Source organism: Paenibacillus sp. J22P15, from assembly GCF_056269345.1.
Genome location: NZ_JBWDNT010000002.1, coordinates 616,513 through 629,827, shown reverse-complemented (window position 1 = coordinate 629,827; position 13,315 = coordinate 616,513). Strand labels below are relative to the sequence as shown.

Here is a 13,315-nt window from a genome sequence, read left to right as displayed (position 1 = left end):
TCCTAGACTGCTGCTGTTTTATTGATATTTTGGGATATATATCGTCATTTTTACATGTCGGTCTTGTTAATGTAACGAATACCGCAATTTTTCATGAATCGTCTCTTGTGATAGCCCCCGCGTCTATTGCCTTAATCCATTTGTCCAAGCCTTCATCATTTGCATGTTCCGCTACTAAGTATTGTAAATTAGATACTAATGGAGAATATCGAGTACCCCCAAAACTAATGAATATCCGATAATCTTTTTTCTCCCCATTCTTCATCAGACTGATGATCGTCTGACCCCTTATCACATTATCATTCAAGCTAACCTTTAGCTCTTTATAATTTGATAAAGAGATCCCCTCGTCCTCTAATTTCGACAAATTGCTTATCCATTCTTCTTTGTCATTACTTTCAATGAACCGTGATGCAGTGGGATATTTTTCGTTCACTAGATTTTCAAAAAACTCTTCTGCAATTGCATTACCTCTCATAACAGGAGTCACATTGTTTACAATTGTTAACACTAACCACACGGTAAATATTAAAACCAAACAGGTAATTGCCTTTTGTTTCATTAACAACTCCCTCGTTTCTGATTAATAATTAACGAAAACACGGAACGTCTATAAATCAGACGTCCCGTGAATAATTAAGGTTTCACAAGTTACAGTAGAGTCCCATTGGAATAGTATCTTCTGAGGCAACTTCCCCACTAAAGATTTCCTTTTCCTTATAGAAGTCCTTAATCACCTTTCCTGTCGCCTTATCAGTTTTAAAAAAATTAAAGTAAATAGCGATTATTATTTCAAGGGCTTTACTCAGTTTCACCAACAAATTATTAATTTAAAAGTTAATATAATTAAGCGATCCATTAAATTATATTGACATTTCAACATAAAAATCATTAGAATTAGGTATAAGTCACTTAATTATTAACTTTTAAATTAATTTAATGGGGGTAAGTCGAAATGGAAAACCTGCACATCCCACGTCCTGAGTACCCAAGACCACAATTTACTCGTGAGGCGTGGATTAATTTAAACGGTGAATGGCAATTTGAAATGGACCCCGGAAAAAGCGGCATCTCGCGGGGATTAAACCAAGACGACCAAAAACTTACACAAACTATAATCGTTCCCTTCTGTCCGGAAAGCAGACTTTCTGGCATCGGGCATACCGATTTCATTCCAGCCGTTTGGTATAAAAAAAGCTTTACGCTTCCTGACAATTGGAGCGGCGAGCATACAATATTACATTTTGGAGCAGTAGATTACGAGGCTCAGGTGTGGGTTAACGGCCAACACGTCGGCAAGCATCGCGGCGGTTACAGCTCGTTCTCCTTCAATATTACTCATGCTTTGCAGAAAGGTGATAATACGGTCACTGTATATGCAGAGGATGATACACGGTCTGGCTTACAGCCTCGCGGCAAGCAAAGCGGTTCATATCATTCGCAAGGCTGCGACTATACTCGTACAACTGGTATTTGGCAAACGGTTTGGCTTGAGAATGTTGCAGAAACATATATAGACTCTTGCCGGTTTACTCCAGACCCTGAGAATGGCTGCTTGCATGTAACTGCTAAGCTGATTGGCAATACGAACAATGTTCAATTCCGCTGTAATGCATTGCTTGACGGCAAGGCGGTAGGACAGCAAACGGTCAAAGCAAGCTCGATGTCGATTTCATTTACTTTGAACCTCTCCGAGATCCAATTATGGAGTACGGATTCACCTGTGCTTTATGATCTGGAGCTTGAGCTCATTCGAGATGGCGAAGTATTGGATGCTGCATCATCCTATTTCGGACTACGTTCCATCCAATTAGATGGAAAAGCATTCCGTATTAATGGCAAGTCCGTCTTCCAACGCCTTGTCCTTGATCAAGGATTTTATCCAGATGGAATATACACAGCTCCGACCGACGAAGCTTTAAAACAAGATATTGAGCTTTCACTTGCAGTTGGCTTCAACGGGGCAAGATTGCATGAGAAAATGTTCGAGCCTCGTTTCCTGTATTGGGCGGATAAGCTTGGATATTTAGTATGGGGCGAGCATGCAAACTGGGGCCTCGATATTTCAACTGCTTCGAGCATCGCTCACTTTCTACCGGAATGGATCGAAGGCGTAGAGCGCGACTTTAACCACCCAAGCTTGATCGGATGGTGTCCGTTTAATGAAACATGGGACTCCCCCCGCGGTACTCGTCAAGACAATGACGTACTTCGTATCATTTACGAGACGACTAAGGCCATCGATCCAACGCGTCCCGTTATCGATACAAGCGGTAATTTCCATGTAGTAACGGATATTTTTGACGTCCATGATTATGATCAGAACCCTGAAACATTCCGCGAACGTTATAAATCCTTTGCTGACAATGGCGAAGCATGGGTATCGTTCCCAGATAGACAGTCTTATAACGGACAGCCCTATTTTGTAAGTGAATATGGCGGCATTTGGTGGAATCCTAATCAGACGGATGAGAAAAGCTGGGGCTACGGCGATCGTCCAAAAAGCTTGGACGAATTTATTGCAAGATACGACGGCTTAACCAGTACGCTTCTTGAAAATCCTAATATGTTCGGTTTCTGTTATACACAGCTATATGACGTAGAACAAGAAGTTAACGGGCTTTATACGTATGACCGAAAACCTAAGTTCGACGTGGAACTAATTAAAGCGATCAATAGCAAAAAAGCTGCAATCGAGGATTAGCCGAAAGATCGTTTGCTCATCTTTGCAAGTATGGAAGACCGGACCAGCACTTGATCCGGTCTTCCTGCTTTATTGCACGCGATGAACCCCGACAAGATCTATCGCTTGATCATCGATTTTCACGACTACTGACTTCGTTTTTATGGTGCCATTATTGTAATAAGCGGTAAATGTAAAGGTGATTTCCCCTTTAGCCAGCTTTGCTAATTCAGCATCCCATAACTCACCTCTCCAGCTTGTATGCGCCACACTTAACGGCACTAGCGCAGCTTCGTAACTGCCCATTCGGACGACTACACGATCCGCCTTTACAGCAGTTCCCGTTATTGTGGTATCTGCCTCCAGAATAAATTTCTCGCCTGCCCAAAATACAGAATAGCCGCGAGGCTCATTCTCGTCTCCCGATTCTTTTAAATTGTAAGCTTTGCGATATTGATCCCACAGCTCCGTATGGCGCACATACCCGTTGATATGCAGCGGCAGCACCTGCAACGATTTGGTCAAGCTGACGGGATCTGCGATGCCATCGCTAACGGTCATCTTCATACTCCAAAGCCCCGTCGTTGTCATTCTCAAAGAAGGCCCCTTTGCCGGATAATCAGGACCGTTAACGGTATAGAAATAGCTGCTTTTTTTACCAAGCGGACTTGTCAGCTCATAGGTGATCGTTAGCGCATTGCCATCTGCATCTGACACATTCGATAGAAACGAAGTCATATCCCCTTCATACACCGGCTTTGGCGTCCAATCAAAAGCAGCGGTCGGCGGCCTATTGGTCACGAAATGAATATATTGATAATGCCCTTCATTCCCAGCAACATCGTAGTCGAGTACGGTTAGTCGATATTCCTGTCCCGCCATTAAACCCGTCACTCGATAAGATTGACGATTATTCGCCAGCAGTGTGCTATATTCCGTAGATCCATCACCATCCAAATCAATGTTCGTTACACTGCCATCTGCATTCACCTTCTGTAAATAGAAAATTCGCGCGGCATGTCCCGAGGATGGCTCGGCATCGCTAAAAGCATTAAATTTTACCGTGACCGCCGTAGGCTCAACTTCTAACTGTTCGTTTACATCTGCGGGCTTAATCGAATCTACAAAGAAGAAACCGTTATTCGAGTACGGCCCCCATAATAGCCCATCGTATGCTCTTGCACGCCAATAATGGAGCCCTTCAGCGAGTACATTAGTCTTATAACTTGAAGCCGACGTCGCCGAGTTTGTATTCGTCACATTAGCACCATTGGATGCTCGAAAAACCTCGTAATCGATTGCTGTTATCGCGTGATTCTCTGGATCAATCGTGAATACTTCTAAAAGCGGACGATTGAATTTTGTATATACAGGATCAGCAGCGTTCATTCCGTTAAACGAAAGCAGATGGGTTAGCGGCGGCAAATCCAGCTTGAAAAATCGACTGTTGCTCAAATTCGACCATACTCCAGCCGAATACACCTGACCTTGAACCTTAACTGTCCTTCCAGCCTCAATCGTCCCCGCAAGCATCGCATAAGTAAGCGCGTTGCCCTCGTGCTCGATAGATAAGGCCACTTCGTTATTGTCAACGTACGTTAGCGCTAGTCGATACTGCTCTTGTAGATCATTTTCGGCATCGTAATAATTCCATCTAATGGTTGGTTCTTTGGTGAGTAGGGTTGGAAGAGCTGCTGTCGTACCTGTAGGAAACGTGATGGTCATTACAGGTTTCGTTTGGTTGATCGTTGGAATTGCTGGCTTATAGACAATGAACTGTCCCCAGTAGGACCAAGCTCCGTGTATATCCCTCACTTGCTCCTGTACGATCAGCTCGACACCAGGGCGGTTATAATATTCACGTTTCCCTGCCTTCCAATTACTTTGATCTGCATAGCGTGTTCGGAACACCTTGTCGGACAAGATACGTGCCATATCCGGATCATAAGACGCGTCATGCGTTTCATAATCAAGCGCTTCGCCTTCCACAAATACTCTGCCTGTAAATCTTACGTCAGGCTGTGCAACAGGTCTGCGATGAACATAGAGCAGCTTCTTCACTGGCTCCGACCATTTGCTATAAGCAGCTAGACCAGGATTGTCTTTTGCTCGGAAGGTAATTTCATATACCCCTGCTCTCTCAAGTGCATTGATCGTAGATCCATAGGTGTTTCCGTTGTAAACGCTCAACCCTTCCGGATTTTCAAAGAAGTTTGGATTATGGCTATAACTCCACTCCTCCGCACCTAACGAATCTTTTTCCATATCATTAAATATTTTCTCGTAAGATATAGGATCATTAACGAGAACAGTATCATACGTCTGCTGCGTATAGGTGTCACCGAAGTTAGTTTTTTTCACACTTGAATAAACAGCATTTGGCTGCCCTAAAGACATAATTCCAGCGTACCCGCTCGTATAAGTACCATCTGCAACTTCTAACACTTTAGCGTGGTTCACATATACATGTTGGATGCCGTTTATAGACTCAACCTTGAACGGGTATGTGACATAAGCAGTCCGCGCTAAATAGGTAGACTGTAATAAAGTTTTAGCCCCATTAACGACGCGGTATAAAGCTAACGTATTGTTTGTCCATTCAGCTGCAAACATATTTTTTTCATTTTGAATTTGAAAGCCTGCACCAATTGTTTTTGCATTACTAATCTCATTGACACTAACATTGAACTCCAGATTATAGTTTTTCATCCGATTTCCCGCATCGTAGAGCAAACCGCCCCAGTCATCATTCATGATTTCCACCGTGTTTGAGTCAACAGGTTTGATGTCTGAGTTAGCACTAGCACTAACGAAAGGGTAAACATCATCATTGCCAAACATGTACAATGATCCATCAGGTAGTATCGGAGTAGATGACGATGTAAAACGGTGCTCATTACCTCTAGTCGGAGTTCTAGCTATAATTCTATTATTTGTTTGGTCATATAAAAAAGCATTTACTTGCCATTCGGTGCCATTGTATATATTTCCCACTGAAGGATAAACAGTAGTTCCATTTGGATATAAGAATGCTTTCCCTACATTTGCTGGTTGATATCCGTTGAACGTACCTTGAGGACCTGAACCAGTTCTAGAGAATAAATACGAGTGATATATTTCTACAATATCAAATACTTGTAAATTGCTGTCAGGTCTTACTATTGGGTTCGCAACACCATCTAGTTCCCAGCCGGACATTCCCCAATTATCTTCATGCGACCCTATCGTCGTTCCTCCCCATCCGTAAAGCGTTAAGCCAGTTCCTGCAATGTTTAAAGGAACGAACCTTGTCGTTGAATTTGTTCTATCGTAGTTAATAGAAACAATTGTGACATATGCAATTTGTTGATCATCGGAAATGGTTAACTCACTTATATAATTACCGCCAAGTATCAAAGTAGTTTTAATACCCGAGGATGTAATTTTTGTTACGCGAGCGTTACCGAAACCGTTGGGAGTCTCAAAAACGTATGAATAGTAAACATCACCATTATCCGCTATTGTTAATTTCAAACCATTTTGATAGAACCTATCATATTCGATCCCGTCAATAGTGTTCCAGACAAGTGATTTTGTACGTAATGAATACTTCGAGTATTCATATTGAACATTATAACTTGTAAAGTTATAGCCACTTGGAATATGTCTGGCTACGATATAGAGATCTTGACCATCAGGACTTAATTCCAAATCTAATTTGGTATACAACCCTATAGGACCCTTTAAACTTATCTGAGAAGGAATCCAAAGAGTGTCTATATGATTTCCCAGTTTATCAAAAACCATAACTTTTATAGAAGAATCACTTTCGACATAACGTTGATCTACGAAATAGAATTTCTCATCATGGGAAATTTCCATAAGTTTGTATCCAGAATTCAAATAAATATTGAATCTACGCAATTCTACGCCAGTAATTGAGTTTAATTCCCTGATAACTTTCGTGTTTGCGTCAGCAACTTCAATAGCATACATTCGGTTCCCAGCATAAACTTTCTTAAATAATCCCGAAGGTGCTGTCCAATAAGGTTTAGCCACGATATCAGGAGCTAAAACATGTTTAGTTCTAGAGTTCGATCCATTCCCCGAATTGGGATAACCTACTGCGAAATTTGCCATTATAGCGTTTTTAGTAGATATAGCAGAGGAATCTGCCTTCCAGCCAATTTTATCTGCATTACCACCCGTGTATGGTTTTTTTAGAACCCATGACCGTAAAATAGATTCCGGCGAGTAGCTAACAACTGGCGGGCCGCTCTCTCCCCCCTGCCCTGGCTGTTCCGTAGTTCCGAATACATTAAAGTTTACAGAAGGAGCATAGTTGAGTACGTCTGTTGCAGCAAGCGACGAAGTTCCTTTTTTTCCGTAATTCTCCGTGACCGTAGCTCGGTATTGTCGTTTTCCTACGGTTGCATAGTTTAAAGTATGAGTGGTTTTGTATGCTCCATCATATAACTTTGTCCATGTCTCTTCATCAAAATTGCCATTGCCGTTGCGATCAAATCTTTCTTCAAGAAGAAGATGATCTAAAAGATCCCCATCGGGACTATCAGCTTCCATATAGAGCATAAATTTGTTATTACGATACGTTCCCTCGGGAGCAATAACTTGTATCGTCGGTGGTTGATCTGGTACAACATCGACGATAAGGTTTGCCCAATCACTTACCCTACTTGTTGTATCATATACCTTCCCTTCAAAACTATATTGACCTAAAGAAAGATTATTTACGATAGGGAAGTTAGTAGTATATGAAGTATCGCCAACTCTTTTAAACCGCTTTTCATCTTTACTGTGATCAATGGTAACGCCGCGATCCTCTAACCGTGAATAGGAGTTGTCTAGGTGATATGGAGCAGGAAAAGGTCTTCCTTCTATTAATCGCATCGGGCCAGAAACAATAGCTACGGGTTTGGTATCGATTACCGTTAAAGTAGCTTCAGCCGTGGCCGATCCGCTGCTGTCACTGACTCTGATTTTGGCACGATAAACGCCTGGTTCTGTGAATGTTTGATTGTGGTACTCATATTTACTCTTGTCTGTAAATATAGGATCTAAGCTATTAGAAAAGGTCCATTCGAAGCTATCAAATCCGTCAGAGCTATTGAGCAAGGAGGAAGTTCCTCCAGCCAATATTGTATTAGGCTCGAAACGAATGCCTGCTTTCAGATCTGGTCGAGGTGTAGGCGTTGGTTCTGGACTAGCTGAAGGAGTTGGTGTTGCCAATTCTCCTACATTAACGACCAGCTGCGCCCATTCTGATACCTTTTTAGCAGAATTGGTTACTCGCAACTCAACAAGATATTCTCCTTCTGCAGCAAAATCTTTGGCTACTGGCTTTGATGCTATCGTTTTCCCTGCTGGCGTCTTGTATTTCCACTGTCTGATGGTGATGGCTTCCTTACCTGGTGAATAGGAGAGTTTGTCATCAAGCATCGGCTCTGCTGCCGGCTTCATGTTTATTTCGGAGGTTGTTCGATGATCTCCCTCTTTATGAGAGATGATGGCAATGGGTGTTGTTGGTTCGTTTTTCTTATTGAAAGCAATTTTAAATTCTTTTAAGTTGTTACTTTCGTTAGATTCAGCTACCGCTTCTCCAAAATCCGTTTTTGCTGCAAAGGTATTAATGCCGCTTATGGTCGAGGATACATTGACGGTAACGGTTTTGATTTGGCCGGGAGGTATATTTGAGATGACTTCTGATTTGATGTTTGTTCCTACGATGCCGACGGTGAAGGGACCGCTGCTTGCCTTTGTACTTTTGTTCTTTGTTGTGATCTTAACTGGGACTGAATCACCAATCCAAGCGTCTGCCGGATTAACTATCTGACTAATGAGAAGATCCGGTTTTGATGGTGGCTCGTTAATTGGATCCGCTGGTATGATAAACATTTCATACCACCAAGAGCCGTCGGGCTGCCAAATATTCCACATTTGAACGACACCTGGACTGAATTTAGTAGGTTTTTGTTGAATAATTGAATAATCAAGCAAAGTATCGCCAGTCCAATTCGTACCTTTACGTTTGTTATAGCTTTGCAGAAAAGTAGGGGACTCTTTATATGGATCTACGATTCTTTCAAGCCAAGATGCTGCGTTCGGATCACGTGACAAATTTGTTTGTCGTATTTCCTTTGATGTTCCTATCGTAGTCGCCCATGGTGTGATAACCCAATTTTTAGCAACGTGTAAAGTAGCTCTTGAGTCACTACGAAATCTCCAATTTCGATATAAATTCCCCTCTGCATCCCAACCAAGATAGCGATACTGACCTTGATCAAATTCATTATCTGATACATCGGATGGGCAACCGTAAACTATAACTTTTTCACCTATACCAGCTTGATTCAATAAAAACTTTTCACTTAATGGTTTATTATTTTTGCTTTTTATAGGAATATTGTAATAATCAATATATCCTTTTGCATCATCACCATATTTGTCAGGTGCAGGGCAGTTTGTAGCAGCTGACACTTTTTCGTATATCGGTAATGAGGTTATTGATAATAAGAAAGCTATTAGAACTAATAGCTTTTTAATAAGTATCTTATTCAACTAATTAACCCCCAATCCAAATAGACACTCCATCAATATCTTTACCTTTATAGACAAGGAAACTTCTACCGTCATAATTTGTTTCGAATTTCCTTCCAGAATCATTATCTTTTTTACCATCAACTGTAATGTAATTGTTGTAAGCCTTTTCGTATGATTTTGGATAGTATTGTTTTAATAAGTCTTTGATTAATGCTTTCATTTCAGTTGTTGAAGAATAAGTATCGATTGTGGTTCTTTTCAATGTACTACTGTAGCCAATCCACAATAAATAATCATCGAAGACCTCTGATCCCTTTAGATTGACTCCTACCTCTTCGCGACTGTACATTGTTTTTCCAGAAAAACTAGGCAAAGACTGAATCAAAGTATTCAATTGCTCCTTCGTCTTAGGATAAGCCACCAGCTTCCCATTCTTCGCCGTCAACGTATTCAGAATCATCACCACAGCCTCACCACGAGTAGCGTTCTTTTCCCCGCCCATCGTTCCATCGGGATAGCCCTTCATGATTTCCAACTTTTTTGCTATAGCCAAATAACCCGATTTCACACCTTCAGCTTCCTTACCCAGCGCACGGATCGTCATCCGAGCAATCTCCTCGCGCGTAATCATAAGGTTCGGTTCAAACATATTCTCTTTATAATCTTCAACCTTGATCATTGATAGCTTCAATCCAGCAGCAACGTAAGAACGAAACCAACCCGTATCATCGACAAATGGCGTATCTATATCTTCCGCCTTGATTTTCATTGCTGCCACAAGCGACTTTAAAAACTCAGCACGAGTCATATTCGAATTTGGTTTAAATGTTTTGGCATCGTAACCATTGATCCAGCCTTGATTAACAGCTTTCGCAATCTCTTCCTTTGCCCAATGTGTCTTCGTATCGGTAAAAGCAGCCGCTGCCGCAGCCGTTTCGGCGCTAATCAAAATTGTCATAAGTAGTGTTAACGCGAGCATCACTCGTCCTATTTTTTGCATATTTAACCACTCCCATATTTAATGTTATATAAAACTCATAAGTGGGCGAACAGCATTTATCTCACAACATTTTACAGCATCTTCGTAGTTATTCTTGTTGTGCGTTACCTTCTCCTTTTTTTCTCATCCCCTTTGCCTCCATCATCTGCTGTATTTCGACAGCATCACTTCCCCCATCAGCAGGCCACTCTCCAAGAGACACTCCCGATGCAACAACAAAAAAAGCACGCCCCTCCCTCTACCGAGGGTATAAGCGTGCTTCGCTATCGATCATATCAATTAAAGCAAATGTTACTTCACAAGAGAGAATCTGTCAATATCCACCAGCTAATTACGTGCTAGATTGGGCAACAAGCGGTTTATGCTTGAATAAAGGGATAAGGAGCAGCATTCCCAAAAACATAATTGAACCGGCAACGCAATAAATGCCGACTAACGGGAATACCAGCTTAAGCTGGCCAGCAACGAGCGTCATAATGACCATCATTCCCATGAACATTGGTGTCAGCACACCATTCACTCGCCCTGTATATGCTTCCTCTGACCACTGCAGAATCATCGTACTGATTCCAATTTGAATCATAGGGAAGCCTAGACCGCTAATAAACTGCAGCACCAGCGTAATGGGTATACTTGTCGACAAGCCTACGCCAATCATAGTAAGCGAGCTAACCAACAAACCGATGGCTAGCAGCTTTTGCGGAGAAACCTTTTTGGCTATTACCATGACGGCCCCACCGCCAACAAGCATCGCAATTCCATTAACCATTAACATATACTGCAAAAATTCCTTTGGCTGCCCCAAACGCTCCAGAACGATAAACAAACCAAGCGTCTGAGCTATGCCTACTGCTGTTCCAGCTAATGCAAACGTTCCTCCGAGTGCCTTCAACACCGGACTACGCCATACATAACCGAAACCATCCTTCAATTCCTGCCAAAAATGACGCTTCGAAGCGGCGTCTACTCGTTCAACCTCACGGTCACGCGGAATTCGGAACAACACGACAGCGGAAAGTAAGAAAGCTACACCCATCACGCCAATTGATATTTCGATGCCAAACTTTTGATAGGAGATGACACCAAGTGACGGTCCCAGCACCATAAAAATCGCCATAAGCGATTGAAACATTGCCATTGCGGATTGCAATTGCTCAGCTGGAACATGCTGTTTGAATAGCTTCATCGCTGAGGGCTGTGAAAATTGCGACAGAATCGCGGATACAAACGTGGCAAAATAGACCATATGCCATGAACCGTATAGAAGCGTAATCAACACGATAAACACCGATAACGCAGATAAGAAATCACACCAAATCATCGTAAGACGCGGCCTCCAGCGATCCGCGAACGTTCCTCCGATAAACGAGAATACGAAAATCGGTAAAAATTCTACGAAGCCCATCAAACTAATCGCAAACGGGTTCTCGTTTGTTTTGTCAGTTACATACATCAGAATAGCAAAGTTTCGTACCCAAATCCCGATTTGCAGCAAAACGTTTGAAAACAAGATCGTTTGAAAAAATTTGTTGCGGAACAAGCTTTCTTGCGCTTGTGCTACTCCAGATGCAGACATTTCAATAAACACTCTCCTTCTCCCACTGCTCTTTTTTAGTCTGCAGCCATCTCAGGCAGGTTATGGTAGCCCTTCTCACCGTATGGCTGCAGCTTCTCGGCCCAAAATTCCTTTAAATCGTTGACCTCTTTGTTATACTGTCTCACTATGTCAACCGGCTGCCTACCTTCTGGGTCCAATACATCTTTATAATCATAACGAATCTTTTGGTCCAATTTAACGGTCTCGAGAATGAGAAAAGAAAAATTTTCACTTCCAAATTGCTTCCATTCCTTCTGCAGCTCTTTGTTTGCATGCCCATCGAAATTAAGCACAAACTGCTCTTTACTCCAAAATGCATCTAGATTGGTCGATCCGCCAATATATATTTTTCCATTAACATTATTTTTGATTTGAAACACACCCATCGTTCGCTCGCGTTCTTGGTAATCGGCGGTCAACTGTTTCCGCTTTGCTTTATCCATTTTGGGCTCACCCTTTCGATCATCTGCTTTCTCCTGTATGTTTGCCTGAGTCTTCTGCTTTCCCTGTTTCCCTTGCTTGCCCTTTGAAGACTTCTTCGTCGTAATCAGTTGCTCTCCCTGTTCAGCCCGATCTTGCTGCTCAAGCTCTTGCTTCTTACTGACTAAATCCTTCACCCAATAAGCACGCCCATCGTCCTTGCGATCCAAGTATCCATATTCGATCAGATAGCGGCGAAGTGTGACATAATCCTCTTCCCAAAACGGAATTAGCCGCTCATTTACTTCTTCCTCGGTATAGCGGACACCGCTTTGGAAATAAGAAGCAATATGACGAAGCACTGCAATTTTACGCTTCTCCTTACGTGGAAATGAAGCCAACGGACCTTGTGGCCCCTTCGGAAAATATTGCTTTAACAGCGATGCATACTCTTCCTCTGTAATGGCATAACGATCATCCACCTGCGTAGCAGTGCGATGCACAGGAACGAAGCGCGGTGCAGCAATATTCCCCTGCTCCATCATCTCAATAATAGCGAGCAGCAGCTTTGCCTGCTTCGCCTTCTCCTTCAGTACGAAGCGATGATTCCGAATCGTCGAAGCGCTGCCTACTCCAGTACGACTCATCATTTCATTATCGGACTGTTGATCAGCAAACCCTTGAATGAGCTCCTTCTGCAAATCGGTCAGTCCCGTCTTTCTCTTATCAAGTTCAAGTAAATAATTCAGCATAGAGCCATGCTCCTGCTGTACATGATGTGCTGCATATTTGCGAGCCTCATAAAAACGTCCAGAATGCTCATCCCGAAAAATTTCCCCGTCCTCAAAGCGAGTTCCGCAAATGAGGCAATAATAATACCCTTCTGCTTCCTCGTACACATAACCTTGCTTCAGTTCTTCAATCGAAGCAGACCAAAACCTCTCATCATTCTCCATATAACCAAACACTCCTCATATACGTTTGTTTAATTAATAAACATTATATGATTATGTTTGGTTTTTATCAATAACGAGAAACAAAAAAAGCCGCCTAAGGATTTCCCTTAAAGCGACTTCTC

General features: G+C 42.3%; 6 protein-coding genes. 1 reads left to right on the top strand and 5 read right to left on the bottom strand.

What is annotated here, in order from left to right; all coding sequences use genetic code 11:
* Positions 1–91: 91 nt before the first annotated feature.
* Positions 92–562, bottom strand: a complete 471-nt coding sequence (locus tag AC0YN6_RS07375; RefSeq protein ID WP_475746024.1) for a hypothetical protein — start codon at positions 560–562, stop codon at positions 92–94.
* Positions 563–955: 393 nt separating this feature from the next.
* Between AC0YN6_RS07375 and AC0YN6_RS07370 the strand changes: the two genes are divergently transcribed.
* Entirely contained in the window at positions 956–2,704 is a 1,749-nt protein-coding gene (locus tag AC0YN6_RS07370) for a glycoside hydrolase family 2 protein (protein ID WP_475746023.1), read from the top strand.
* Positions 2,705–2,773: 69 nt separating this feature from the next.
* Here AC0YN6_RS07370 and AC0YN6_RS07365 read toward each other — a convergent pair whose 3' ends face one another.
* The 4 genes from AC0YN6_RS07365 to AC0YN6_RS07350 form a co-directional block, all read right to left on the bottom strand.
* Positions 2,774–9,238 (bottom strand): Athe_2463 domain-containing protein, encoded by a 6,465-nt coding sequence (locus AC0YN6_RS07365; protein WP_475746022.1) that lies wholly within the window; start codon positions 9,236–9,238, stop codon positions 2,774–2,776.
* A gap of 4 nt (positions 9,239–9,242) precedes the next feature.
* Complete coding sequence (locus tag AC0YN6_RS07360) at positions 9,243–10,220, bottom strand: S-layer homology domain-containing protein (RefSeq protein WP_475746020.1); 978 nt, start codon at positions 10,218–10,220, stop codon at positions 9,243–9,245.
* Between the two features lie 331 nt (positions 10,221–10,551).
* Positions 10,552–11,796, bottom strand: a complete 1,245-nt coding sequence (locus AC0YN6_RS07355) for an MFS transporter (protein ID WP_475746017.1) — start codon at positions 11,794–11,796, stop codon at positions 10,552–10,554.
* 35 nt (positions 11,797–11,831) lie between these two features.
* Complete coding sequence (locus AC0YN6_RS07350; protein ID WP_475746015.1) at positions 11,832–13,193, bottom strand: DUF2087 domain-containing protein; 1,362 nt, start codon at positions 13,191–13,193, stop codon at positions 11,832–11,834.
* Positions 13,194–13,315: the final 122 nt, after the last annotated feature.

Excerpts from the sequence above, each read along its gene's own strand:
- AC0YN6_RS07375 (WP_475746024.1), bottom strand. The coding sequence starts at position 562 with ATGAAACAAAAGGCAATTACCTGTTTGGTTTTAATATTTACCGTGTGG.
- AC0YN6_RS07370 (WP_475746023.1), top strand. The coding sequence starts at position 956 with ATGGAAAACCTGCACATCCCACGTCCTGAGTACCCAAGACCACAATTT.
- AC0YN6_RS07360 (WP_475746020.1), bottom strand. The coding sequence starts at position 10,220 with ATGCAAAAAATAGGACGAGTGATGCTCGCGTTAACACTACTTATGACA.
- AC0YN6_RS07355 (WP_475746017.1), bottom strand. The coding sequence starts at position 11,796 with ATGTCTGCATCTGGAGTAGCACAAGCGCAAGAAAGCTTGTTCCGCAAC.
- AC0YN6_RS07350 (WP_475746015.1), bottom strand. The coding sequence starts at position 13,193 with ATGGAGAATGATGAGAGGTTTTGGTCTGCTTCGATTGAAGAACTGAAG.